44 protein-coding genes are annotated in these 22,508 nt (G+C 60.4%); 12 read left to right on the top strand and 32 right to left on the bottom strand.

All coding sequences use genetic code 11. From position 1 onward, the window contains the following. Positions 1–40: 40 nt before the first annotated feature. Complete coding sequence (locus AC07XB_RS00470) at positions 41–454, top strand: hypothetical protein (protein ID WP_492828452.1); 414 nt, start codon at positions 41–43, stop codon at positions 452–454. A gap of 15 nt (positions 455–469) precedes the next feature. Here the strand turns inward: AC07XB_RS00470 and AC07XB_RS00465 are convergent, their stop codons facing one another. From AC07XB_RS00465 to AC07XB_RS00395, 15 genes are all read right to left on the bottom strand, one after another. After that, entirely contained in the window at positions 470–715 is a 246-nt protein-coding gene (locus tag AC07XB_RS00465; RefSeq protein ID WP_492828450.1) for a hypothetical protein, read from the bottom strand. 65 nt (positions 716–780) lie between these two features. Then, positions 781–1,179 carry a hypothetical protein gene (locus AC07XB_RS00460; RefSeq protein WP_492828448.1) on the bottom strand — a complete coding sequence of 133 codons (399 nt, stop codon included), beginning with the start codon at positions 1,177–1,179 and terminating at the stop codon, positions 781–783. 85 nt (positions 1,180–1,264) lie between these two features. Beyond that, on the bottom strand, positions 1,265–1,864 hold the full coding sequence (locus AC07XB_RS00455) for a hypothetical protein (RefSeq protein ID WP_492828446.1): 600 nt from the start codon (positions 1,862–1,864) through the stop codon (positions 1,265–1,267). Between the two features lie 37 nt (positions 1,865–1,901). Further along, positions 1,902–2,549 carry a hypothetical protein gene (locus AC07XB_RS00450; protein WP_492828444.1) on the bottom strand — a complete coding sequence of 216 codons (648 nt, stop codon included), beginning with the start codon at positions 2,547–2,549 and terminating at the stop codon, positions 1,902–1,904. A gap of 38 nt (positions 2,550–2,587) precedes the next feature. Then, positions 2,588–3,028 carry a hypothetical protein gene (locus tag AC07XB_RS00445; protein ID WP_492828442.1) on the bottom strand — a complete coding sequence of 147 codons (441 nt, stop codon included), beginning with the start codon at positions 3,026–3,028 and terminating at the stop codon, positions 2,588–2,590. 27 nt (positions 3,029–3,055) lie between these two features. Then, positions 3,056–3,640 (bottom strand): hypothetical protein, encoded by a 585-nt coding sequence (locus AC07XB_RS00440; protein WP_492828440.1) that lies wholly within the window; start codon positions 3,638–3,640, stop codon positions 3,056–3,058. 10 nt (positions 3,641–3,650) lie between these two features. Beyond that, positions 3,651–3,905 (bottom strand): hypothetical protein, encoded by a 255-nt coding sequence (locus AC07XB_RS00435; RefSeq protein WP_492828438.1) that lies wholly within the window; start codon positions 3,903–3,905, stop codon positions 3,651–3,653. Positions 3,906–3,941: 36 nt separating this feature from the next. Then, on the bottom strand, positions 3,942–4,202 hold the full coding sequence (locus AC07XB_RS00430) for a hypothetical protein (protein WP_492828436.1): 261 nt from the start codon (positions 4,200–4,202) through the stop codon (positions 3,942–3,944). After that, a complete protein-coding gene (locus tag AC07XB_RS00425) occupies positions 4,192–4,398 on the bottom strand; it encodes a hypothetical protein (protein WP_492828434.1) in 207 nt (68 codons plus the stop codon). Before AC07XB_RS00425 ends, AC07XB_RS00430 begins: the two co-directional genes overlap by 11 nt. 35 nt (positions 4,399–4,433) lie before the next feature. Then, positions 4,434–4,814, bottom strand: coding sequence for a hypothetical protein (locus AC07XB_RS00420; protein ID WP_492828432.1), 381 nt, complete (start codon positions 4,812–4,814; stop codon positions 4,434–4,436). Between the two features lie 280 nt (positions 4,815–5,094). Continuing rightward, a complete protein-coding gene (locus AC07XB_RS00415) occupies positions 5,095–5,331 on the bottom strand; it encodes a hypothetical protein (RefSeq protein WP_492828430.1) in 237 nt (78 codons plus the stop codon). 38 nt (positions 5,332–5,369) lie between these two features. Further along, positions 5,370–5,582: a hypothetical protein gene (locus tag AC07XB_RS00410; protein WP_253927113.1), complete on the bottom strand. Its 213-nt coding sequence runs from the start codon at positions 5,580–5,582 to the stop codon at positions 5,370–5,372. A 108-nt stretch (positions 5,583–5,690) separates the two neighbouring features. Next, positions 5,691–6,173, bottom strand: a complete 483-nt coding sequence (locus AC07XB_RS00405; RefSeq protein ID WP_492828428.1) for a hypothetical protein — start codon at positions 6,171–6,173, stop codon at positions 5,691–5,693. A 10-nt stretch (positions 6,174–6,183) separates the two neighbouring features. Beyond that, positions 6,184–6,306, bottom strand: a complete 123-nt coding sequence (locus tag AC07XB_RS00400) for a hypothetical protein (RefSeq protein ID WP_492828426.1) — start codon at positions 6,304–6,306, stop codon at positions 6,184–6,186. A 147-nt stretch (positions 6,307–6,453) separates the two neighbouring features. After that, a complete protein-coding gene (locus AC07XB_RS00395) occupies positions 6,454–6,708 on the bottom strand; it encodes a hypothetical protein (protein ID WP_493688012.1) in 255 nt (84 codons plus the stop codon). Between the two features lie 73 nt (positions 6,709–6,781). Between AC07XB_RS00395 and AC07XB_RS00390 the strand changes: the two genes are divergently transcribed. Then, positions 6,782–7,132, top strand: coding sequence for a hypothetical protein (locus AC07XB_RS00390; RefSeq protein ID WP_492828424.1), 351 nt, complete (start codon positions 6,782–6,784; stop codon positions 7,130–7,132). A 22-nt stretch (positions 7,133–7,154) separates the two neighbouring features. On the opposite strand, the gene AC07XB_RS00385 is transcribed toward AC07XB_RS00390, so the two are convergent. Continuing rightward, positions 7,155–7,367 carry a hypothetical protein gene (locus AC07XB_RS00385; RefSeq protein WP_492828423.1) on the bottom strand — a complete coding sequence of 71 codons (213 nt, stop codon included), beginning with the start codon at positions 7,365–7,367 and terminating at the stop codon, positions 7,155–7,157. 130 nt (positions 7,368–7,497) lie between these two features. Here AC07XB_RS00385 and AC07XB_RS00380 point away from each other — a divergent pair, with 130 nt between their 5' ends. Continuing rightward, positions 7,498–7,842, top strand: a complete 345-nt coding sequence (locus tag AC07XB_RS00380; protein ID WP_492828421.1) for a hypothetical protein — start codon at positions 7,498–7,500, stop codon at positions 7,840–7,842. A gap of 17 nt (positions 7,843–7,859) precedes the next feature. On the opposite strand, the gene AC07XB_RS00375 is transcribed toward AC07XB_RS00380, so the two are convergent. From AC07XB_RS00375 to AC07XB_RS00320, 12 genes are all read right to left on the bottom strand, one after another. Next, positions 7,860–8,075: a hypothetical protein gene (locus tag AC07XB_RS00375; protein WP_492828419.1), complete on the bottom strand. Its 216-nt coding sequence runs from the start codon at positions 8,073–8,075 to the stop codon at positions 7,860–7,862. A gap of 28 nt (positions 8,076–8,103) precedes the next feature. Beyond that, a complete protein-coding gene (locus AC07XB_RS00370; RefSeq protein ID WP_492828417.1) occupies positions 8,104–8,352 on the bottom strand; it encodes a hypothetical protein in 249 nt (82 codons plus the stop codon). A 75-nt stretch (positions 8,353–8,427) separates the two neighbouring features. After that, positions 8,428–8,793: a hypothetical protein gene (locus AC07XB_RS00365; RefSeq protein WP_492828415.1), complete on the bottom strand. Its 366-nt coding sequence runs from the start codon at positions 8,791–8,793 to the stop codon at positions 8,428–8,430. A gap of 104 nt (positions 8,794–8,897) precedes the next feature. Then, the gene (locus AC07XB_RS00360; RefSeq protein WP_492828413.1) at positions 8,898–9,188 is read right to left on the bottom strand and encodes a DUF5983 family protein; all 291 of its coding nucleotides are present in this window, start codon (positions 9,186–9,188) and stop codon (positions 8,898–8,900) included. Between the two features lie 31 nt (positions 9,189–9,219). Continuing rightward, positions 9,220–9,630, bottom strand: a complete 411-nt coding sequence (locus AC07XB_RS00355) for a hypothetical protein (protein WP_492828411.1) — start codon at positions 9,628–9,630, stop codon at positions 9,220–9,222. Positions 9,631–9,776: 146 nt separating this feature from the next. Then, positions 9,777–10,055: a hypothetical protein gene (locus tag AC07XB_RS00350; RefSeq protein WP_492828409.1), complete on the bottom strand. Its 279-nt coding sequence runs from the start codon at positions 10,053–10,055 to the stop codon at positions 9,777–9,779. Between the two features lie 44 nt (positions 10,056–10,099). Then, the gene (locus AC07XB_RS00345) at positions 10,100–10,303 is read right to left on the bottom strand and encodes a hypothetical protein (protein ID WP_492828407.1); all 204 of its coding nucleotides are present in this window, start codon (positions 10,301–10,303) and stop codon (positions 10,100–10,102) included. 3 nt (positions 10,304–10,306) lie between these two features. Beyond that, positions 10,307–10,486, bottom strand: a complete 180-nt coding sequence (locus AC07XB_RS00340) for a hypothetical protein (RefSeq protein ID WP_492828405.1) — start codon at positions 10,484–10,486, stop codon at positions 10,307–10,309. A 24-nt stretch (positions 10,487–10,510) separates the two neighbouring features. Then, positions 10,511–10,684: a hypothetical protein gene (locus AC07XB_RS00335; protein ID WP_492828403.1), complete on the bottom strand. Its 174-nt coding sequence runs from the start codon at positions 10,682–10,684 to the stop codon at positions 10,511–10,513. Further along, positions 10,681–11,055 (bottom strand): hypothetical protein, encoded by a 375-nt coding sequence (locus AC07XB_RS00330; protein WP_492828401.1) that lies wholly within the window; start codon positions 11,053–11,055, stop codon positions 10,681–10,683. Before AC07XB_RS00330 ends, AC07XB_RS00335 begins: the two co-directional genes overlap by 4 nt. A gap of 66 nt (positions 11,056–11,121) precedes the next feature. Further along, positions 11,122–11,322, bottom strand: a complete 201-nt coding sequence (locus AC07XB_RS00325) for a hypothetical protein (RefSeq protein WP_492828399.1) — start codon at positions 11,320–11,322, stop codon at positions 11,122–11,124. 57 nt (positions 11,323–11,379) lie between these two features. Continuing rightward, positions 11,380–11,799, bottom strand: a complete 420-nt coding sequence (locus AC07XB_RS00320) for a hypothetical protein (protein ID WP_492828397.1) — start codon at positions 11,797–11,799, stop codon at positions 11,380–11,382. Positions 11,800–11,954: 155 nt separating this feature from the next. Here AC07XB_RS00320 and AC07XB_RS00315 point away from each other — a divergent pair, with 155 nt between their 5' ends. Then, entirely contained in the window at positions 11,955–12,266 is a 312-nt protein-coding gene (locus AC07XB_RS00315; RefSeq protein WP_253933265.1) for an outer membrane protein assembly factor BamE, read from the top strand. A gap of 9 nt (positions 12,267–12,275) precedes the next feature. On the opposite strand, the gene AC07XB_RS00310 is transcribed toward AC07XB_RS00315, so the two are convergent. The 3 genes from AC07XB_RS00310 to AC07XB_RS00300 form a co-directional block, all read right to left on the bottom strand. After that, on the bottom strand, positions 12,276–12,524 hold the full coding sequence (locus tag AC07XB_RS00310; RefSeq protein WP_492828395.1) for a hypothetical protein: 249 nt from the start codon (positions 12,522–12,524) through the stop codon (positions 12,276–12,278). Between the two features lie 40 nt (positions 12,525–12,564). Beyond that, positions 12,565–12,816: a hypothetical protein gene (locus AC07XB_RS00305; RefSeq protein WP_492828393.1), complete on the bottom strand. Its 252-nt coding sequence runs from the start codon at positions 12,814–12,816 to the stop codon at positions 12,565–12,567. 507 nt (positions 12,817–13,323) lie between these two features. Then, positions 13,324–13,524, bottom strand: coding sequence for a hypothetical protein (locus AC07XB_RS00300; protein WP_492828391.1), 201 nt, complete (start codon positions 13,522–13,524; stop codon positions 13,324–13,326). Between the two features lie 96 nt (positions 13,525–13,620). Here AC07XB_RS00300 and AC07XB_RS00295 point away from each other — a divergent pair, with 96 nt between their 5' ends. Next, on the top strand, positions 13,621–14,022 hold the full coding sequence (locus tag AC07XB_RS00295; RefSeq protein ID WP_492828389.1) for a hypothetical protein: 402 nt from the start codon (positions 13,621–13,623) through the stop codon (positions 14,020–14,022). 457 nt (positions 14,023–14,479) lie between these two features. Here AC07XB_RS00295 and AC07XB_RS00290 read toward each other — a convergent pair whose 3' ends face one another. Further along, positions 14,480–15,115, bottom strand: a complete 636-nt coding sequence (locus AC07XB_RS00290; protein ID WP_492828387.1) for a hypothetical protein — start codon at positions 15,113–15,115, stop codon at positions 14,480–14,482. A gap of 321 nt (positions 15,116–15,436) precedes the next feature. On the opposite strand from AC07XB_RS00290, the gene AC07XB_RS00285 reads away from it, so the two are divergent. From AC07XB_RS00285 to AC07XB_RS00255, 7 genes are all read left to right on the top strand, one after another. Continuing rightward, positions 15,437–15,775 (top strand): hypothetical protein, encoded by a 339-nt coding sequence (locus AC07XB_RS00285; RefSeq protein ID WP_492828385.1) that lies wholly within the window; start codon positions 15,437–15,439, stop codon positions 15,773–15,775. Between the two features lie 495 nt (positions 15,776–16,270). After that, positions 16,271–16,603, top strand: coding sequence for a hypothetical protein (locus AC07XB_RS00280; RefSeq protein ID WP_253933258.1), 333 nt, complete (start codon positions 16,271–16,273; stop codon positions 16,601–16,603). Between the two features lie 58 nt (positions 16,604–16,661). Continuing rightward, the gene (locus tag AC07XB_RS00275; RefSeq protein ID WP_492828383.1) at positions 16,662–17,138 is read left to right on the top strand and encodes a hypothetical protein; all 477 of its coding nucleotides are present in this window, start codon (positions 16,662–16,664) and stop codon (positions 17,136–17,138) included. Next, a complete protein-coding gene (locus AC07XB_RS00270) occupies positions 17,095–18,789 on the top strand; it encodes a phage terminase large subunit family protein (RefSeq protein ID WP_492828381.1) in 1,695 nt (564 codons plus the stop codon). Before AC07XB_RS00275 ends, AC07XB_RS00270 begins: the two co-directional genes overlap by 44 nt. Positions 18,790–18,941: 152 nt before the next feature. After that, the gene (locus tag AC07XB_RS00265; RefSeq protein WP_492828379.1) at positions 18,942–19,388 is read left to right on the top strand and encodes a hypothetical protein; all 447 of its coding nucleotides are present in this window, start codon (positions 18,942–18,944) and stop codon (positions 19,386–19,388) included. Positions 19,389–19,457: 69 nt separating this feature from the next. Next, entirely contained in the window at positions 19,458–21,035 is a 1,578-nt protein-coding gene (locus tag AC07XB_RS00260; protein ID WP_493688011.1) for a hypothetical protein, read from the top strand. Positions 21,036–21,048: 13 nt separating this feature from the next. Next, a complete protein-coding gene (locus AC07XB_RS00255) occupies positions 21,049–22,506 on the top strand; it encodes a S49 family peptidase (RefSeq protein ID WP_492828375.1) in 1,458 nt (485 codons plus the stop codon). The last annotated feature ends 2 nt before the right edge of the window (positions 22,507–22,508 follow it).

Raw genomic sequence — 22,508 nt, 5'->3', positions numbered from 1 at the left:
TTGGGTAGACTACGCATCTACATTCGGACAGGGAAACTTCATGCAGTGGGTCATCCGGATTTGCGTGGCCGCGACGGTGTTCGCATGTGAATTGGCGCTCTTGGCGCTGTTCAACCCTTCGTCTGATGCCATTCGCGGGATTGGCGGTACGGCGGTCATGTGGACGCTTACCCTTGGTATCGCGATAGCTCTCGGGCTGTGGCTGACCCGAAAGACGCCCCCAACGAAGGCGAGGCGGAAGATCGCCCTGCTGATTCCTGCCGGGCTAGCGTTGCATCTCATCTTTATGCTCGTTGCCGCGGACCCGGGCGACTACATCGAGCACATGTGGTATCCCCCGTCACGATATTTCGGCCAGTACCTCATCGCCACGTTGCTGTCTCTGATCGGCATCTCGGGCTCCTACCTCTACGAAAGTACGGTAGGCAGGGTGAAGGCGTGGGTAGACCAGTGACGCCGATTTGGCGGTCTATTTTCTGGCTTCGCAGAAGTCGACGAGGCGGCTGTACTCGGTGAGGTGGGTGTCGAGGGCGGGCACGCCCAGCAGGAACGCGAGCTGGTGGCAGATTAGGCGGCAAGCCGGGTCGGCCTTGATGCCCTCGGTGTCGAGGCCATCGTCGCGGGCCTGGTCGATGGCACGGACTAAGGCGCGGGCTACGCCGCTGGGGTTGGATGCGCCCTGCTGGATGGCGAGCGCGTCGTTGAAGCGGTTCATGGTCTGACTCCTAAGAAAAACGCCCCTGAAGAGGGGCGTTTGTGGGTACTGCGATAACGGGACTTTTACTGACCCTTCGTGATGCCTTTAGATCTACCGTACCGGTAACCCTCACAGATGAACTCTGCCTTTACGCTGGCAATATTCCCGGCGCCAAACACGAAATCACTCTCATACAGAAAGTTGCCCGACAAATCGGTGGTTGAGATCTTGCCTTCCTCCCGCTGGCAATCGGCGGTTTTGACGTACCACTTCTCAAGACGAATTGATTTGTCTTGCAGGTTTACCGATCGACCCGTCACAACAGCGATCTCTTTTCCGGCGTTGTTTTTCGAAAGCAAGATTGAACCGGCTTTTACCGTGTACTCCCGCGATTCGTTGCCTGCAACTTGTACCCACTCTTGTTGGGCTAAAGCCGCTGAGCTCGTGGCAACAAGAGCGATCGCTAGAACCAAGTTCTTCATTACTTTCCCCCAAAGGCCTGTTTTAGTTTAAATTGTATTGACAATCTACAGGCCGCAATTGTACCTCCCCTGCACGCAGCCCTGCCTACCGCACCCTGATTGCCTTGACAAGTAGCCGAAAGCGGTCGCCAGCCCTGGCGCCGCAGCACTCACAGTCGGCCCACCTGAAGCCCAGTTCGGCGCCGTCGGCGATGGCCGGGCCGTGCTCCTCCAGCGACTCCAGCCCGGCCTTGACGTCGTACTCCTCCTCGTCGCCCATGCCGCTGTAGTCGGCGTTGGCCACAGCAATTAGACAGTTCCCGCAGACGCTGTAGTCCAAGTAGCCTTCAGGCGGTGCATAGGCCTGCGATAAGCCGATGTGCATGTCCGCGCCGTCGGCGCCTTCCGGCGAGCCGACGAACAAGCCGTACTCCCCAGCGATGTCCTCCAGTGCGGCCATGAAGGCGCAGTCGCGGTGCTCGTCGCCGCGGGTCTGGTTGGTGGTCCACGGCATGTAGAACTTGCCGCTGGGCATCACGCCGAACACGGTGCCGATCCAGGCGTAGCCGACCCGCATGCTACTGTCGTGTGGGTCGGTTTCGATGGCTTGCTCGCAGCGCGTCTGGATCGACGGCCAGTTCCAGGCCGTGATCTCGGCGTGGAACTTCTTGTAGAGGATGTCGTGCTTGTTGAATCCGGGAAACATGGCTTACTCCTAGGTGCTCCCCTAGGGGAGCGTCGTATCAGCAGCAGTAGATGAGGTGGTCATCGCCCACGTACAGGTCGACGCTGCCGTACACATGCGCCGCATCAGACAGGCGTAGGCCAAGGGCACCGCGACCGCGGTCCCAGAAGCCGGCGCCGTGCCCGTTTCGTGTCAGCCAGAAGTCGTGCCCGGCTTGGCAATCGTCGGCCCAGTCCTCCAGATCCTGCTCGTTGGCGGCGTAGAAGTCGACGCAGTCCTCGCGCATCTTGGCCAGCGTTTCGGGTGCGATGTCCTCCGGGCTAGCGTAGTTGTCCAGCGGGTCGCCGTCGGCATCCGTGCTGCTCCACAGCGCGCACTCGATGTACGCCTCGATGAAGGTCTCGATGTCGCCGCCGAACGCGAACGTGGCGTTGTACTCTTCGAGGACGCAGTACTTCGCCTCGTCAATGTGCCGGGCACGGACGAAAAGCTCCACCGCACCGTCCTCACTCACGGCCCGGTAGATGTGCTCGCGCTCGGCGTAGCCCCAGTAGGCGCCTCCAGCATCGTAGTCACCGTCGACCCATGCCAGCCGGGCCAGCAGGAAAAGGCGCGGCTTCTCGCGGTCGTCTGCGTGTGTGTCGCGGCGCCCCATCGGGGCACCGAAGCGCGAGCTGACTGCTGCCAGCGGTGGCATCTTGTGCATGTCTTACTCCTAAGTTGCTCCCCTAGGGGAGCGGGTTGTTACTCTGCGAGGTCCCAGCACCAGCCGTCGAAGGACCAGACCTTGACAGGTTTGCCGTCCACCTCGATTTCACTGGGCTCGATCACAGTCACGTCACCACTGTCCAGGTCGTGGACTGCCAAGACGCCGCCCTCGGCGCCATCGAACGAAACGGTTTCTGGCATCAGCGCTGCCAGCAGCGCAATGCCCGCCCCTGTGAACATCGGCGTCACCCAACCGTTCCAGTAGGTGCCGTTCCAGTACGCCGGGATCTTGACGTCATCGTCCAGCCAATCCCCGCTCACATTGACCAAGCGGTAGCCCGGCCACTCGGCCGGCTCGAAGGTCTCGGCGAACTGGTCACCTGATACGGTGAGCAACGGGCCGCCGCCCTGTCGGGCGAACTGCACGGTGTGGATCTGGACGAGGTTGCCGTCCTTGTCTTTGAAGAGGTTGTTCATGTCAGTCTCCTGCTCCCCTAGGGGAGCTCAGCCGTAAAGGGCGATGTTGGCCGCGGCGATCAAGGCACCGGCGAGGTTGTAGGCTTCCTGCCACGTGAGCGCGGTGATCCCGCCACCGTGGTTGAGGCCGAGGCTGGGCACCTTGCTGAGCAGATCGCTGGCCCCCAACGCGTCGCTCCACTCGGCGACTACTGCCTCGTCCAGCGGCGCCACGCGAATCGCTCCGCCAGTGACGAGCGGGATCACTCCGCCGTCGCCGACCTCAATCCACGTGCGGCCGAAGTCGCCGTAGACGAGGTGGCGGGTGGCGTTGCCGAGGATCGGCTTCGCGCTCCCTCGGTTGCGCACGAATTCGTCCAGTGCGGCTTGCACCTGGTTGCATGCCTCGCACCAGACCTCCGACCCTGCGTCGGTCTCGCGGTCGAACAAGGCGTCGGCCGGGCCGCCGTCATCGCACAGGCCGCCGAACTCATTGGCGTCCACGTAGTCGTGCAGCTCGGCAAAGGTGGTAACCGTTGGTGGGATGTGGCCGGAGTTCATCTCCAGCAGGATCTGGCGCTTGCCAAGCTCGATGGCGTCCTTGACGAACGCTTGCTGTTCAGGGGTCAGCATGGTGGACTCCTCAAGCGTGGATGGGCTGCGCGGCCTGCGGCAGGGTCTGCACCCGTTCGACCGGATAGTTGAGCGTCTTCGCCGGGCCGCCGAACTTGGGCACGAAGTCCACGAGGTGCCCCTTGCGCAGCAGGTGCGGATACAGGACTCGCGCCCCTCCCCAAATTCTCAGTTGGAACGGTTCGCAGTCGACTACGGTGCCGTTGTCGTCCACAGTCCAGGACAGGAAGTCTTGGCCGTGGTCTTCGAAATAGATGCGTCGCATATGCTGACTCCTAGGGGGTGCTCCAATAGGGGAGCGTTAATCGATGTCATCGTCGGGCTGCTTGAGCTCGGGGAATACCGGCACGCGCTTCTGGTTCACCCTGAACCGAATCTTGGCCACACACGCGGTGCAGGATACGGTGGCATCGCCCATGCAGTCGGCGATCGCTAGCGGCACGCTGTGGGAGCGGTATTCACTGAGATCGCAGGCGCCGGCCTTGGTCTGGAACTCAAGCGGCTCGTCGCAGACTGGGCAGCGGAAGTGGACTGTGTCGTAGCAGCCCATGTCAGTACCCATTCTCGTCGGCCCACTCCTCGATCTTGCGAATCGTGGCGTTAGGTACTTCGATCTCGTTGCCGTTGCTGTCCTCCAGCAAACCGAAGCCGGACAGCACTTCGAGGCTGGCCGAGTGCCGGCCCTTACGAATCCAGCAGCCGCTGGTACCGCAGTCGACTTCGAGCGTGACCTCGTAGCCGTCGATGTTAGTTTCCATGGCTTACTCCAAGGTTGTGCTCCCTCAGGGGAGCGTTACCAGCACTGCGCCGGCTGTTCGGGGCGGCCGATCAGATCGAGAATGGCCAGCGTGTTGGCGGTCCCGCCGTTTCGGTACAGATGCCACACCATCGCGTCGAGCACGCTCTTGCTGATGATGCAGGACGAGCTGTAGTCGCTCGGCTGGTCGCTGTAGCGGGCGCCGGTGTAGAGGCGCCCTTGCAGCTTGAGGATGTAGCAGTCGGGCTTGCCCTCTTCGAACTGTGCGAGCATCCAGTCCTCGGCGGCGGTGCTTTGGAGCAGAATGCGATCTGCCTGCATGAACTTGGCCATGACGTCCCACGGCACCTGCACCATGCAGTCGGCGTCGTGGTTGGGCTTGAACCGCCAGGTGCGGCTATATTTGTCGGTGTGCATGTCTGACTCCTAAGTGTGCAAAGGGACAGCCTCTCGGCAGGAGAGGATGTTCGTTTGCAGCGCTCCCCTAGGGGAGCGCTCTGCCCTACTCCCGCTGCTGGAACCACCTTGCGCTACACACATGGAACGCAGGGTTCACGTCCAGGCCCCATGGGTACTGTCGCCCTGTCTCGGCGGTGCGTAAGGCGAGCACCTCCGGGTTGACACAGTACGGCTCCATGTCCATATCCATGCCGCAGCTGCGGCAATTGCGACAGACGTCGGAAAAGGCTGCCATCGGTTACTCCAACCACGCGCTCTGTACCTCGACGATGGCCACGTAGCCTTCGTCGTCCTCGACATAGATCGTCATGCCATCAGATGTCTCGCGAAGCGAGAGGTCGTAGTCAGCATCCCGCAAAGCCTGTGCAGTAATCCGTGCCATGATTTTGGCTGCCTCGCGGTCTGTCCGTGCAATGTCCGCATGTGGTGGTCTGTCGTCCTCGCCGTGGACGAGCACAACGTAAATCTCTTTCATCTCTAACTCCTAAGTTGCTCCCCTAGGGGAGCTGGTTATCACAGCGCATCGACCATCAACCGCATCGCTGCGCGCAGCTGGGCGAGGTCTTTGGCTTGGCGTACACAAGCCTGAAGTACAGCCTTGTGCGCTTCCGCGCGAGCGCTGAGAAATCCAGCGCCATTCTTGCGCTGGTCGGTGGCGGCCACGTTGTTCACGGTGCGGCGCAGGTCGTCGATGTTGAAGGTCTCGGGCAAGGTGATCGGCGTCATATCGGGTCCGGGTCAGGTCGGTGAGGTTTCGGGTTCATCAGGTGCTGATTACGGGCGGGGTGCGGGGTATCAAAGCTGTCTCCTGTGGAACTCCCCTAGGGGAGTTGATCAGTCGTGTGGAACGTAGCCGTCGGCGAGCAGGTAGTCAAAGCGGGCGAGCGCGAGGCGCTTGTCGCTCAAGCCGTCTTCGGCCGTGTCCGAGTAGTGGTAGATCTGGCGGTCGAACTCCCCAGAGTCAGCCGGGCTGAACAACGCCTCGGCCTCTCGGCCGCTGATGTCAAAGAGGACTGCGAGGTGGCCGATCACCCAGTTGAACGCGTGGTAGCCCTCCCTGAAGGCCGGGATCGGCAGGCCGGTCGGCCAGGGCATCAGGATCGCGGGCTCGAATTCCGGCTTGACCAAGTACAGGCTCAGGCCGGGGATTAGCTTCGAGCCAGCGATCCAGCCTGCGATGCAAGCGTGGGTGCCGCACGTCGGCTCCACCTGCTCCGGGTCAGTCACGTTGCGGGCCACCCAGTTCGAGAGGTCGAGCTGGGTTTCGGGAATGGCCGCGACGATGGATCGGGCCTTCATGAGTAGTTCGCGATTCATGGTCTTACTCCTAAGTGAAGTGCTTGATTGCTGCGACGATCAGCAGGATCACCAGCAGCTTGAGCTTGGTCTTCTGGACTCGGACGTAGAAGTTCTGGTCCTCGACCAAGCGGTCTTCGATGCTGCGTTTCATGGTCTCTCCCTTAGGGGAGCCGGTTGCGGAGGCTGCGCGCCTCCTTCTGTTGGCAAGCGGTGCACATCGGCCGCGCGGAGCTACCGTAGACAGGCTTGCGGCATTTGATGCAGAGCTTGACGGCGGGTGTCCAGACGTACAGGCTCATCACGAGTCCTCCGGTGCAGGCGTGAACGTCAGAGCGGCTGCGACTCGTGCCAGCAGGACCGACAAGGTGGCGACCTCGGATTCGAGTTCCTCCACGCGCTCGGAAAGCTCGATGATGAACTCGTCCCTCGTTATGCTGGCGTGGTTGCGGTGGCCGTCGGCGCAGTATTGCTCGCCTTCGATGGCCTCTCGACCAGTCGGCTTGCTCAACCCTTGTTCGCAGCCGGGATGGCTGCAGTAGGCCCATGAGCCCATGATTTGCCTCCTAAAGTTTTTGCATGGCTTGCCGTCATAGTTCAGTTGGAAACTGAAATGCAGGGAGCAACGAATGTTTTGGTCGCACTACGTCATCAACCAGACCGACTTCAGCTGGGATTGCCTGCTGACAGTCGCTGAGACTGCCGAGCGGATCGCGAAGCAGGAAGCGCGCGCAAGGCTGCAGGATCGCTTCGCTGCAGTCACCGAGCTCGCCTCCTTCATCGACATGTACGACATCGCGAAAGCGGAGGCCAAGGAGGCGGGCTGGATTGATGACGGCGTTGAGCCGGTGGTCTTTTGGGTCCCGGTCGAGGACGACGTGAGCCAGGGATTCGCGTTCCGGCAGGCGGACGGCAAGGCGTTCATCCTGTCGCCCTTGGCCCTACCGCATCTCGACGCTGCCCCTGAAGAGGAAGACTGACTGTCTCCCCTAGGGGAGCGGCTCAGATCTCCTCGCTCGGGTATGAGTAGACGAGGCACGAGATCACGTGGGCCGAGTTGGTGGCCAAGCCGAACGGGCGGCCGCCTTGGTCGTACAGCTGCCAGCCCCGCATGACAGCGCGCAGCATCAGGACGTCACCGTTGCGCATGACGATCTCGGTGCCGTCGGCGACATGGTCACGCATGGCGTGGAATTCATCTTGGGTGGTTCGCACTACTAACTCCTAAGTGGTGTTCCCCTGGGGGAGTCACGGCTCAATGATTAGCCGCTACTATGGGTTCCGAACCTGCTCCACAATGGCAGGCTGGTGCTAGACTTCTCACCTTCTTTTTGTGAGGTGAATCATGGTGTGGCATGCGTACGAACTCAGCCCTATCGACTTCGGTTGGGACCATCTGCAGACCGTCACAGAGGTTGCTGAGATCTTTGGCTCAACCGAAGCGCTATGGAAGCTGGACCCCAGAACTCCATGCTTGATGTCCGTCGACGAATTCGTCAAGGCGTTCGACGATGCGAAGGATGCGGCGAAGCATGAGGGATGGGAGGGCGATTTCAGAGGTAGCGCTTACGTGTTCTGGCTCCCTTCCCCGGATTTGAACACTTGGCGCCCGGCGTTTGCCTGGAAGCAGGACAACAACGGCACCACCTTCGTTGTTTCCCAGTTCCCCCTTCACCATCTTCGTCGCTGAGCACTCCCCTAGGGGAGCTAGATAAGGCTGCCGTCGAGCCAGACGCGGTACCAGTACTCCTCGCCGAGGGCACCATCGTGGTTCTCGATCACCAGGGCGTCGGTGAACGATCCGCGGCCGTTGGCCGCGGCAAGGGCCGCCTCTGCTGCAGCGCGGGGCGAGACGGCTTTTAGGTCTTGTTCAGTAGGATCGTCGTTGAGCCTGTCGAGCAGGACGACGCGGTAGGTTTGCATGCTGACTCCTTGCTCCTTGGGGAGCATTTCAGGCTTCTAGGTCGAGGCTACCCACGATTTCGGTGACCGCCTCATAGTTCACGGTGTTGGCGAGGCCGACAAGCTCCAACTCGAAGTCGCGAGGCCGCTCGACGTGCAGTACCTGCACCTCATCCGCAAGGGCCGGCAAGCAGGCGACGTGCTCCAGCGTGTCGGCGATGGCCGCTGTGTTTAGCGAGGCGATCTCCGGGTCGAGTCCCTCAACGAAGGCGAGCTTGATAATGATGAATTGATTCACGTGCTAACTCCTAAGTGGTGCTCCCCTAGGGGAGCTATTTACGATGGTGCCTCGCAGATCTAAAACGGTGCGCCGTCATTCGGCCTTGTACTTCGCTTTGGCGTCTGCGAGCTTGGATCGCAAAACGGCTAGCCGGCTCTCGCAGCTTTCCGCCCGAGCGGCGTTTCCCGCCTCTACATGCGCCTTTAGCGCCCGTTCATAGACGCCAATCTCTCGCATGTAATGAGCCGACAGCTGGGCGAAAATCTCGTCGTTCGTCATCGGTACGTCGTACTGCAGTTCGGCATGCACATCTACACCGTGCGTATCTCCGTCAAGCCAGTAGGACAACACGTGATCCGGGTCTAAGGTCTGCAGATAGGCTATAGCTTTCGCCACGGTCAACCCGTCAATCGCCTCTAGCCAATTCTCTGGGACTGCAACTGTCTTTGTGTATGGCATGCGATCTCACCTGTGAGCGCCTCTCCCCTAGGGGAGCTAGACTGCGACCGGGTACGGATAGCCGTGGGCCATCGCCCAGTCGACGATGTTGATGGGCGGGATGTTCATTTTCCCGCCTCCCAGTCGTACACAGGCAAGTCCACCTGGTCGCCGTCTGAATCGAGACGTACCCAGGTGTCGTCGAAGCCCTGCTCCTGCATCCACTCAAGGATGTCTGCCAGGTCGTCCGGCAGGTGCTCGGACTGTACGATGAAAATGAAGAAGCCCTCGCTGTACTCGGCGCAGAGAGTGACGCCGGGGAAATCGCCGGGCGCCTCGTGCGCGGCGTGCAGCATCTGCGAGGTTTCGTAGGTGATGTGACCGGTGGAAAGCACCGGCATGTGAATGGTCCACATGTCTGACTCCTAAGTTGCTCCCCTAGGGGAGTTACAGAACCAGTTCGCGGCCGTGGTCCTCGAACAAGCGGCGGATGCGGTGCAGGGCCAGGTCGCGATCGTCAATGCCTTCCGGTGCGTCGTCGTCATACTCGCTGGACAGCCGCAGGCCAAAGAGCACATCACCGTTGCCCTCACCCAGCCCGAAAAACGCAGCGCCGGCGCTGAAGCCGTAGAGGTAGCGATCGTCGTCGTGGTCGCCTTCGACGCCGGTGTCGAAGTACGGAGCGCCTAAGCGGCTAAACGACAGCCCTCCCCTGATGAACTCCAGGTCGGTGCACGCCCAGCCCAAGGCGCAAGCCACGCTGCCGCATCTGGACTGCCAGTTGGCGAGCGCGACTTGCTCCGGCGTGAGGTCGTTGAGTATGTGGGCGAGCCGCTGGAGGCGGTCGAATCTGATCATGGTCTGACTCCTAAGTGAACAACGTGTGGCAAATGAACATCCTCTCTTGACACGCCGGCAAAAGTCAGGTCGTGGTGTCCCGGGTCCTAGGACCGGGGACAGCGGGAGAGGATGTTGATTTGCGCTCCCCTAGGGGAGAGGGTTGGTTACTGGTTGGCAAGCGCCTCTTCGAGCTTCCTCGACAGCCAGCGGATACGTTCCTTGGCTGCGGTCAGCAGCACAATCGAGGACGGCTCGCCGCGCAGGGCGGCCTGCACGTCGAAACCTTGGTGGTTGTGCATATACACGGCGTTTGCCAGCTCGTCGTCAGACATGGTGCCGAGGCACAGGTCCTCTCGCTCGCACAGGTACGTGTCACCGAACGGGTCGGCCTCGCCGGCGGTGCGCCAGCGGGCGGAGGGTGTGGGTTGCGGGGTGTCGCTCATTGCTGACTCCTAAGTTGCTCCCCTAGGGGAGCAGGTTGTTCATTTCAGGCGCGGCGCGGTATCCAGACGGCCGCTATGCAGAGGATGGCCAGCGACAGAAAGGCCAAGGCGCAGGCGGACTTGGCAAGGTGCAGGACCTCGCCAACCAGGTGCGGCGCTGCCATGCCGGCCACGCCGGCGGCTGCGCACAGGATGAGCGCCATTACGGCGAAGATGACCAGGGCGAACAGGGAGAGTTGGCGGAGCATGGCTCAGTCGACCTCGTAAGTATCGTCAGGCCCGCCGACGGCTTCCAGCAACTCGCCGGCCTGCAGCGCACGGTCTACACGTTGGCGAAGGGCGTCAGCAAGCTGCTGGGCCGTGACGTCCTCGCCGTTCCTGTCGTCGGAGACGACCTCGAACGCGATGGTGAACATGTGGTTGTAGCGCACGGCTAACTCCGAAGTGGTGCTCCCCTAGGGGAGCTTGGCGAGGAACTTGCGCAGGGCCTCAGTGGCCTTGACCACGCGCAACTCGACCTGAGCGATTGCAACCGGATCACCCTTCTGCTTCGTGGTGAGCCGGACGCAGCGAGCGGTGGCCATCAGGCCAGCGAGGCGCATGGCCTCGTTGATGTCGCCCTGTTTCACGGGAGGGTGGGCATGACCAAGCGGTGGGTTTTGGCCACGCGGATGAGGTGGCTGTCCCAGTCGTCCACGATCTGGTTGTCGTGGACCCACTGCAGCGCTGCCAACAGATCCTTGTGCGGATCGAGTTCGGTGAGGATGAACTTGCTCAGGCTAGGCGGCAGTTCGGCGTCCCGAGCCCGCTGGATGACGCCGTCGATGGATGTGAGCTCCATGCTGGCGTCGTACAGGCCCTCGGGGACCAGGCAGCCGACTGCGCAGGTCAGGCCGTGGTTGGTGCGGTAGCGACAGCCAATTCCGCCGTCGCCGCGGGCTTGCTGCTTCTGGGTGAGTAGGTGGGTGGCCACCTTGGTGAATATCTCTTGTGCGTTCATGCTGACTCCTAAGTGAACATCCTCAGCCACGCTGAGGATGTTGATTTACTCCCCTAGGGGAGCGGGTTAGCGGCCACCGTTGACGATCACTGAGGCGGCGCGTTCCAAGGCTTCGAGCTCGCGCTCATAGGCGTTGGCGAGCGAGCTGTGGTCGCGGTTGTGCTCGATGAGTGCGCGCAGTGTGGCTTGGCGTTCCGCCAGCGCCCCGGACAGGATCGCGGCGGAGATAGCGCAATGCTCCTCGCTGGACAGGCCAAGGGTTTTCATGGTCTGACTCCTAAGTCCTCAGCCAAGCTGAGGATGTTGATTTACTCCCCTAGGGAGTTAAGCCTCGGTGAAAACGAGACCGTACGACTTGGCGATCTCGCGCATGCGAGTGTTGAAGTTGGCCAAGCTGCGCTCCGCGAAGCCGTATCGGGCGGGGTCGGCCAAGGTCGCATCCGCGTCGATGAAGCCGGGCGCGGGCATGAGGTGGTCGTGTGCTGCCTGGATGCTGTCCGCCAGATCTCTGCGGACATTGGCCAAGCGCGGGACGTAGTCGAGCACGAGGGACGCGACGCCGCCTTCGATGCGGCCTCGCTCGACCTCGGCCTGCTGCACTTCCTCGTCCGTCAGGATGCCGCCGACGGCGCAGGCCAAGCGGTTGGGGCCGCGGTACTTGCAGTTGCCGGAGTTGTCGATCGAGGCTATGCCCTGCTTGCGGCAGTGGAGCAAGGCGGCGGTGAAGAACTCTTGGTTGTTCATGGTGTGGCTGACTCCTAAGTGGTGTGGCAAATGAACAGCCTCTCGCACTGTGGCAAGCTCGGAGAGGATGTTGATTTGCTGGCTCCCCTAAGGGAGTAATTACACGAGCCGGCCCCTGCGCTATGCTGTCCGTCCAAAACCATAGGAGAAGAACAATGCGCAAAGTCATGCTCGCGGTGGCTGTATCCGTAGTCCTCGGCGGCTGTTCCTCCTATGGGGCAAAGTTCACCGTAGGTGACGCCAATAAGGTACAGAACGGGATGACCCGCGAGGAGGTTATCCAAGTCATGGGTAGTAAGCCGTCGAGCATCTCCAATGGCGGCAAGCGCTTCATGTGGTCGTACGCCAAGGTCGGTGTCTTGGGTGGCAGCGAAAGTCGCGCCGTACGCTTTGACTTTGACGAGAGCGGCAAGGCCTACGGCATCCCGGAGGGAGGTGTCTACCGGGATACGGCGAAGTTTCAATAACCGGCTCCCCTAGGGGAGCAAGGTGGTGGCTTCGGCCGGGACCTCGGCCCGGCGCTTGGCCTTCGCAGCCCGGATGCGCTCGGACGCTACGGTGCGCTTGGCGTCGTACTCTGCGGACTGGGCGAACCGGACCAAGCCGTGCAGGAACTTGAGCGCGTTGGCGCAGTCCGGGTCGATCTGGTGGGAAATCGTCGGCAGCAGCTTGTCCAAGCCGCGGGTGACAGAGGTGGTGAGCGCGGGGCGGCGCGGGGCGGCCATGGTCTGACTCCAAGGTGGCTCCCCTAGGGGAGCGGGAAGGCTATTGCGGGAGACGGACCTTGTCGGTCACATCAGGCATGAGGGGCGTGCTGATGGGCAAGCCGATGCGCTGCTTGGCAGCCGCCTCGGCCTCCTGATTGGCGTGAGCAAGGCCACGCTCGAAAGCCCACTGGGACTTGGGGTAGTCGTGCGCAAGCTTCGACTCGATCCAAGCCACAGCCAGGTCCAAGGCGCCGTCAGGCGGTGCGCTGGAGACCAAGGCGCCGAGGCTGGCGGCAACGGCAGCGCTCATAGGTACTTTCTTGACTTCTGGCATAAAGGCTCCAATGTAAGTACGCCATGACAAAAGAAACACACTACGCAGGCGGTTTGGATATTCCGCCGAAATTTGGGCAACCTGAAAAATGCCAAAATTCCCTGAAACCAGAAAAGGGAAAGTGACTTTTTTCCAACAAAATATCCACAGCTATAGAAACCTGTGTTTTTGCTATCCACCCCTACTTGCCAGGCCAAAATCCTTGCTTGCGCTTGGTCTTGACTTCGTGGTACGCAAAGCACGCAAGTGAGAGTAGGCATACGGACAGATCTGCAGCCAGTGTCGAAGCCCATCCGGCTTGGTCAATGGCCAAAGCAAACAGTACGAGGGAAAAGACGATGCAGAACGCAATCGACGGCATGAAGTCTCACTCCTAAGTGTGCGGCCTGTAACCCCACTCAAGAGTAAGGCCGGCGCAAATCGGTCCCCTCTGTGGAGGGGACCTTCTAAGTTGTCTCCCCTAGGGGAGACGATTGCTGAGTGTCAGGTGAACGTGTGGCCGCGCATCCAGACGATGCGGTTGTCGGGGCCGGCAACATAGCCACCAACACGCTGCGCAAACCGGATCGCGGCACGCAGAGTTTTTCGTGGACGGCCAGCCACTACCCAGAAGCAGGTGCTGGCCGACGATATTATTGGCGAGGACAATTCGCCCTCAGTTGGGCGAAAAACGTAGAAGGACATGGTCTGACTCCAAGGTTTCTCCCTTTAAGGGAGGTGCTGACAGCTAAGTGATGCTCCCCTAGGGGAGCGATTTGTTCGCTGAAATACAGCGAGCAAATGAACATCCTCTCCACGCAGACACACCGCGCCCTGGCCGAGCTGGCCAATGCGCGCGGGCTAGATGCTGGTGCGGCGGGAGAGGATGTTGATTTGCGCTCCCCTAGGGGAGCACTGCGTTTCGCTCGCTGCGTCTCCCCTAGGGGAGATAAGCAAGCGCCACAAAATCAAGGCAAAGCGGGGCGCGTCAAAAATAGACACACTCCCCTTCTGAAAACTATGATTCATCTGTTTCAACAAATAAACATCCGCAACAAACGAAACAATGCCACCCAAGTAAACATCCGCACCGCGTTTCACAGTGCCGCGCGAACTAACATCCGCACCGTGCGGCACATTGGGGATGTTTATTTACAGGGATCTTTCCATAGCGCGCATGACGCGCTACAGAAAACACCCTAAATAGGGGTTGTCAGACTGCGTCATTTACAGAGTTAGTCTGCGATGGAATACCGGCCTACTTGCGTATGGAATCGACTGTTGCACATGCGCCCTATGCTTAGTGGGATATGCGGGCCGCTAGCTAACCGCGCTAACTATCCGCATATCGGTATCCTGAATATTGTTTATCGCCTTACCCGCTATCAAGGAGGGAGCGGACAAACCCGAAATACACAATATCTACCTTTCACACAATACATAGGGAAATAACAACGTGTCACATATGCGCACCGATTCGGCCCGCAAGTCATACGGTATTCCCTGCTACTGACAAATTTTGAATGAGCGTCTCCCCTAACAGGCTTTGCCTGCTATCGGGTACTGCGTGGCCGGTACTGCGCCATTCCATCAAATAAACATCCTCACTGAGGTTGTTTATTTGATGCGCCTAGCCAGCAAGGCTAGGCGTATCGGTGCGTCATGCTGCGATAGTTGCCGCCACTTCTGCGCCCACTTCGCGGCCGGTGCGGGTAGCCTCAGCACGCAGCGTTACAGCATTCACCAATGCCATAATCGCGCGGGTCGTATCCGTGTCAAACGTGGCGCCTTGCGAGATAGCATCCGCCAGCGCTTGCAAGGCTTGCGGCGTAGGCATGGCGATAGCTTGCACGTTGGGCGCGTCGCCTTGCTTGGCATTGTCTGCGTCGCCTTGCGCGGATGCGTCGCCTTGGTTGTTCACTTCGTCCGCCTTGACCTTGGGCGCCTTGGCGAGTGCGATAGCATCCTTGAGATTCTCCGCATCCGTCTTACCCGTAATGCTTGCCTTGTCTGCCGTAATCAGACCCAGCGCGAAAGCCTCAGCAAGCCGGCGGTAGGCGCTGGCGGACTTGCTGACAGTCGCTTGCCATACCTTAGGGTCGGCGATTTGCTCGCGCATTTCTTTAATGGCTGCCTCAGTGCGCGTGATAACTTCGTCTGCCTTTTCATTCTTGATGATGTGAATGACAACAGCGCGACCGGCAGTGTAAGACGAATGCGCCGCCTTAAATTGCGCCTTTGCAGCGATGGCAACGTCGTGAATCAGCGAGGCGAGCGGGGACATTTTAGCGGACATAGCTAACTCCAAAGTGGGCGCAATGGTGCGCAGTGCGCCCTATAGGCGCCGGGTTGTTTGGTCCGGTGCGTCATGCACCGTTAATAGAATAATAGGGGAAACAATGCACTTCTGCAAGTACTTTGCCGGACTATTTATAAGGTACTAAGAGAAATTGGATGTTTATTTTTCAGCTCAGCTCGCCAGGTAGCTCACCAGGCAGTGACGGGTACCCTTTCCACCGCGCCAGCGCCCTGGTCGCCATCCCTGCCCCTCTTTCCAACCAAAACCCATTTTCAAACTTTTTGACACTGATTCCATGTTTGACCTATACTCGCGACCATGAGCACCCGCCAATATCTCGAAGACCACCCTGAAGTTGTCGCCCAGTTGCGCGACCGGACCCTGCTTGCCAAAGACCTAGCGGCCCAGCTTGGTATCCGGCCAACCAGCCTCAGCAAGGTGCTCACCAAAATGAACATCGTCATCCGCGATGGTGCTGCGTTCGCGGCCCGCAACGAGGCCTCGGCTGACAGGCAGGAGCGGGATGTTCATTTGCAGCGTCTGGTGGACGCGGTGTTGGCCGGCAAGATGAACGCTGACGACGCCGCGGATGCGGCCGGCTGCAGCAAGGACACGATCTGGCGGCACATAAGGCGACGGAAGGCCGAGAGCCTTTGACGCAACAGCTTGCGCAAGCGTAAAATTCCCGAATGAAATCAAGGGTTTACGTTGGCGCAATCTACGATGAGAAAGCGAAGGCGTACTTTCGGAACCGGCGTGAGACCGATCCGGAGCGGAAAAGGCAGCTGAAAGAGAGCCATCAAAGGTGGCTATGCAAAAACCGCGAGCGGTTGCGCACCATGCGACTGCGAAGGTCGTTATCACGTCTTACTCCAAAGTGGGCAATGCCCGACCTCATTGACGAGGTCTACTTTTTGGCGAGCTTGATGACTCGCCTGCTAGGTAGACCATACGAGGTCGATCACATCGTGCCATTACGCTCGCCGTTTGTATGCGGCTTGCACGTTGAACACAATCTGGCTGTCCTCTGCAAGAGAGAGAACGGCCGCAAATCGAACCTGATATGGCCATTGATGCCCGACACCAAGGAGCTAGCGCTGAAGACGCTGAGCCGATGCTATCGAGCCAGTCGCAGAACCAGGCAACATCGCCATGACCCTGCTTGAATACTTCGAAAGTCATCCGGAAATTCTTGAAATGCTGCAGAAGCGGCAGATCACGAATCGGACCGTTGCGGCACAGGTGGGCGTCTCTGAGGCCCACTTGGCCCGCGTACTGGCCGGATTAGGGGTAAAAAAACAGCGCGGCGAGGTCGTGGAACGACGCGAAGCTGCGAAAACACTGGCAGAAACGCGCAAGAAACAGCGCCAAAACCTCGCAAAATCGGTGATTCTAGGTAAGAAAACGATCGAACAGGCCGCCATTCAGGCTGGCTGCTCGGAGCGCACCTTGTATCGGTACGTACAGCAGTTGTCTAACATCTAAGTGAGCGCTGAATGTATCTCATGTAGGCCATGCAATCATAATAATAAAAATGCATAAGATGAAGGCATTCGACAAAAGTAACCAAGTACCTTTTGAGAGTACTGAGAAAGATTCCGACGATCTCTTGGCCGATCTTGAGGAACTCAGTCAGGAATCCCTCCTGATCCTGCGCCAGCGCATCGACGCCAAGCTCACCGAGACCAAGCTAGGCGACATCAATCTGGAGCGCGAGCTCGTCCTGCAGTACACGCAGACCAAGTTCTTCCTCGCCTCCATCCTGGAGGACAAGTCCATCCCCGCTAACCAGCGGGCGCAGGCCATCAACTCCTGCTCGGCAATCCTCCAGCACCTTATCAAGATGCAGACCGACCTTTACGGCGCCGAGCGCCTGAAGGCGATGGAGGCTGCCTGCATCAAGGCCATGAAGACCATGGCCCCGGAAGCCCAAGAGGTCTTCCTCTCTCGCTATCACGACTACTACAAAAATAATAATGTCGGATCAGATCTTCCAATCGCACCAGGAGAGGCTGCGTAGCGGCGCCTCGAACAATTTCAGCCTCGCGACGGTCCCGGAGTGGATCGAGCGCAATACCAAGAGTCCGAAGGACCTCGCTGAGCCCTACTCTTTCCTCGACCACGAGTACCAGCTCCAGATCCTGAAGGACCTGTCGCCCGAGAAAGTGGTTCGCAAATGCTCGCAGATCGGCATCAGCGAGCTGTCGGTGCGCGAGGTGCTTGCCATCGCGCGCATCATCGACGGCATGACGGCCATCTACACGCTGCCGACGGCGAACTTCGCCTCGACCTTCGTGAAGACCCGGGTGGACCCGATCATCGCGGCCAGCGAAGAGCTGCGCCTGGCGATTAATCCGAACCTCGACAACTCGGAAATCAAGCAGCTGGGCAACTCGTTCCTGCACTTCAAGGGCACAATCGGCGCCGCCGCGGCCATCTCGGTCCCCAGTGACCTGAACGTCCACGATGAGTTCGACTTCAGCGACTTGGCCGTGCTTACGACCTATGAATCGCGCCTCACGCACTCGAAATACAAGATGCGGCGCGAGTTCTCGACGCCCACGCTTGACGACTTCGGCATCTCGGCGTCGTTCAAGCGTTCGCGCCGGCACTGGAATCTCTGCAAGTGCCACCACTGCAACGAGTGGTTCCTGCCGAGCTACTTCGACCATGTCAAAATTCCCGGGTATGATGGGGATCTACGCCACATCACCAAGCACAACATCCATGTCTACCGATGGGAAGAAGCGTTCCTTATCTGCCCGAAGTGTGGAAAAAGCCCTGAGCTTGGGCCGGAGCACCGGAACTGGGTACTTGAGAACCCGACGGAAAGCCACGCAGCAACTGGATACCAAATCCAGCCCTTCGACGCTCCCGAAATCATCACCCCTGCCTACCTCGTCAACCGCAGCACCAAGTACAAGCGCTACGCCGACTTCACCAACTTCAACCTCGGACTCCCGGCGCAAGACGACGACAACGCGCTGAGCAAGCAGGAAATCGAGAAGCTCCATGTACCGGGGAATTTCCCGGGCGGCATGATCTGCTGCATGGGCGCCGACATGGGCCTGACCAACCACATCACCATCGGCTTCAAGGACTACCTCGGCAAGCGTTACGTCGTGCACCGCGAGCGCGTGCCGCTCGCCGACTTCGAGAAGCGCAAGCGCGAGCTGGCCATCCAGTATCGCGTCGCGGTGTCCGTGATGGACTCGCAGCCGTACGTCGACCTGGTCATGCGCCTGCAGAACACGGACCCGAACCTCTACGGCGCCGTCTACACCAACTCCAAGAACGTCACCACCTTCACCGTCAAGGAGCAGGAGGAGGAGCCCGAGGAAGGCAAGCTGCCAATCCGCCAGGTGCTCATCAACCGGAACAAGGCCTTCGACGATCTGATGTCCACCGTGCGCCGGGGCGAGTACGCGATCAAGGCCGACGAGAAGGAAGACGAAACCTTCGTGCAGCACTGCACGGATATGAAGCGCGTGCAGAAGTTCGACCAGGACGGCGAGATGCACTACGTCTGGGTCAAGTCCACTGACGGCCAGGACCACTACTTCCACTCGATGCTCTACCTCCACACCGCCATGGACATGGCCGGCGTGGCAACCCACACAACGGCCATGCCCACCTTGGTCAGGTCGTTCAAGCAGGGGCGCAGGCTGTGATGCTGGCCGAGTGCATCTGGATATAATCGCCAAGCGGGAACCGGCATCATCACAATACAGGGTCAAAAATGAGAGCACTCCGTGGAACACTCGTAGCAGGCATCGCCGCGTCAACCCTGCTCTGGGCGGCATCAGGACATGCGCAGGGAAGCATGCCGCCGAACAACACAGACCTAAAGGCAGCGTACTGCGCGGCGGTGGAGAAGGACCACACTGAGGAACTCCAAGGTTTGCTGGGAAACCTGGATACGGACCCACCCCAGCCCAACGTAGACCCAAAAATCGTCAAGGCAGCGCGTGACTCCCGTAACGAGGCCGCAGAGAGGCTCAACCATCTGCAACTCTACCTGTTGCCAAGGCTCAAGTTCCTCGATGCGGAAGGCCTCCTTGGGGCAAGCGCACAGGGCAAGCGTGACCGGGCCAAGCTAAAGGAGCCGGCGGTGACTCTTTGCTTTGCCCAGTGCCAACAGCAGCTGCAGCAAAAGCTCGCGCAGCATAAGGCCGACAAAGGCGAGTTCGAGGCCTGTACGAAGTCTTGCAGCCCCGAGGCCCTGACTCGAATCTGGGCGTGCAGGGATCTGTCATGGTTGCCGTTCTGATGACTTGAGGTAACCACGCACCCAAAGGTGCGCGTAACCTGTTGATCTGAAAGCAGTTTTTGCCCCATAATGGAGGCTGGCGATACAAAAACAATAAAAACCGCCGTAATGCCTAACTGGCTCAGTCGCACCTACTCGCGCTTCAAAGCAGCCGTGACCTCGTCCCGGCTGCCTGTCATCCCTCCGCCCAAAGCCAAGCCCAAGCAGCAGGGCTTCCCTTCGTACGCGAAGGGGATCGACAAGGCGACTGACAAGGTAGCGCGCACCGACCGCGGCCTCGCCAACCTGGACATCACCAGCTACCGCACGGCTTCCGACAGCCGAACGGTGATCCGGAACCTGGCAGCTAGCACGCCAGACCTCGCCGCAGCCGTTTCCGCGTACCTCAGGGTTGCTCTGACGCAGGGCTACAAGGTGTACGGCCGGAACATGGACGGCACCCTGAGCGTCGAGGCCACGCAGCTGGCCCACGAGTTCCTGACGCGCTTCGACATCATCCCGGACTACGCCGACGGCTTCGCTCAGGTCAGTTCGCTGCGCTCGACCTCCGAAGCACTTGGCAAAGAGATCGTCCAGTACGGCGCCTGCGCGCTGGAGCTCGTGCTCGACAAGGGGCGCATCCCGAAGCAGCTGGTGCCGGTCTCGACGACGCAGTTGGAGTTCTACCCAAAGGACAAAGCCCTGCGCCCGGTCCAGAAGGTCGGCTCCGACGAAGTCGATCTCGACATTCCGACCTTCTTCTACGTCTCGCTCGACCAAGACCTGCTCGATGCGTACGCCAGTTCGCCGCTGGAGCCTGCGATCCAGCCGATCCTAGCGGACATGGATTTCCTGAACGACCTTCGCCGGGTGGTCAAGCGCGCGATCCACCCGCGCCTCGATGTCTCGATCGACGAGGACCTGCTGCGCAAGTCCATCCCGCCGGAAATCCTCCACGACGGCGACAAGCTGCGCGAATACATGGACGGCATCGTCCAGGACATCTCGGACTCGGTGAACGACCTGGCGCCTGAAGACGCGCTGGTCCACTTCTCGAACGTCAAGTTCCTGTACATCGCCAACCAGAACGCGGACATCTCCGGTGAGTACAAGACCATCCAGGACATGCTCAACGCCAAGGTCGCGACCGGAGCGAAGACGCTGCCCTCGGTGCTCGGCCACGGCTCCGGCTCGCAGAACATCGCCTCGTCAGAGACGCTGATGTTCATGAAGCAGGCTGACGGCACCGTCCGCGTCAAGCTGAATGAGATTTACAGCCGCGCCCTCACGCTTGCGGTGCGCCTGATGGGCTTGGACGCCTACGTCCAATTCGAGTACGACGCCATCGACCTGCGCCCGGCGCTGGAGCTGGAAGCGTTCAAGGCGATGGAGCAGTCCCGCCTGCTGGACTTGCTCTCGCTAGGCATGCTGGCTGACGAAGAGGCGGTTATCCGCCTCACCGGCCGCCTGCCAGGGCCGACCTACAAGCCCTTGTCCGGCACGATGTTCCGGCCGACCGCCGGCGGCACCACCGCGGCAGTGGACCCGAACGGCAACCCGTACTCCACCACCGGCACCGGCGGCAACGCTGGCGGTGCCATGAACCAAAGCCTCAAGCCCGGTACGCCGACCCAGCCCAAAGGGCCGGCGAACAAGGGCAAACAATAAGAAGGCGGACAACATGTTCCAGAACAAGAGTCAACCGTGGGCCGGCACCGAAGACGCGTGGGCGACAGCCCTCGCGATTCAGGCCCGGTTCGAGGCAGCCAGCCAAGCTGAACTGAACGCCATGGCCGGCAACGACGAGTCGAACGACAGCGTGCCCCACATGTTCTCGCTGCACGGCGACGTCGGCGTCATCAGCATCGTCGGCCCGCTGTCGAACAGCAACAGCCCATGGGCCAAGTATTTCGGCGTCGCGACTTACCCCGACATCCGCGAGGCGATCGCTTACGCGGCCCAGCAGCCTGAGGTGAAGGCCGTTTTGCTCGCGGTTAACTCGCCTGGCGGCGCCGTGAACGGCTTGGAGGACACCTCCAACTTGATCGCGCAGGTCAACAAGTCGATCAAGCCAGTGTACACGCACTCTGACGGCATGATGGCATCAGGCGGTTACTGGCTTGGCGTCAATGGCCGCAAGGTCTATGCGACCTCGACTGCTGAAGTCGGCTCAGTTGGCGTCGTCATGACCCACATGGAGCGTTCGGAGCAGCTCAAGCAGGACGGCATCGGCGTGACCGTCATTCGGTCCGGCAAGTACAAGATGCTGGCCAACCCGTACGAGAAGCTGTCGGACCTCGCCAAGGCCGAGATCCAGGCGATGTCGGACGACATCTACGACATCTTCGTCGGTCACGTGGCAGAGCAGCGCGGTGTGACTGCGACCGTCGCGGACCAGAAGATGGCGCAAGGCCGAGTGTTCCTCGGCAAACGCGGCGTTGAGGTGGGACTGCTGGATGGCGTGAAGAACTTCGAAGAAACCCTCGCGCTTGTTCAGCGCGCGGCAGCGAAGGTTGACACGTCTAAGTCCCTGATTAATAATGGAAAAAAACAAGAAGGTGGCCTATTTATGCCAAAAGCCTCACTGACCCCGCAGCAACTCGCTGCTATTGAAGCCGGCGCTTCCATCGAAGCCGCTCTCGGCACCTCCGCTACCCCCGAGGAAATCGCTGCCGCCCAGGCAGCCGCAGCCGCTCAGGCTGCCGCCGGTGTCCCGGCCCTCGCAACCCCGGCCACACCCGCCGCCCACGCCGTCGCTGCCCCTGCGGCCCAGACCGACGTCGTCGCCTACCTGCAATCGCAGCTGAAGGCGAAGGACACGGAGCTGATGGAAGTCAACATCAAGGCCCGCGGCCTCGAAGCCACCATCGCGGAATCGCAGACCTCGTTCGACGGCCTGCTTGCCATCGCCCGCGACTCCCTGCAGAAGATGAGCATCGCGCTCGGCGCCAACGCAGACGCAGCTGCTGCCATGGCCCCGACCCAACTGCTTGCCGAGCACGCCCGTGTCTCCGCGCAGTTCAAGGAGCGCTTCAAGGTAGGCGGCGTCGCTGCCCCGGCCGCTGAAGCTGACGTACGCCCCATGGCGGCCGTCAACTCTCCGCTCGTCAAGCTCGCGAAGTCCGCCCAGGGCAAGTAAGC

The organism is Cupriavidus sp. GW821-FHT02F09 (assembly GCF_059421605.1).
Note: the sequence above shows the minus strand (reverse complement) of the source record. Positions and strands in the feature narration are given on the sequence as shown.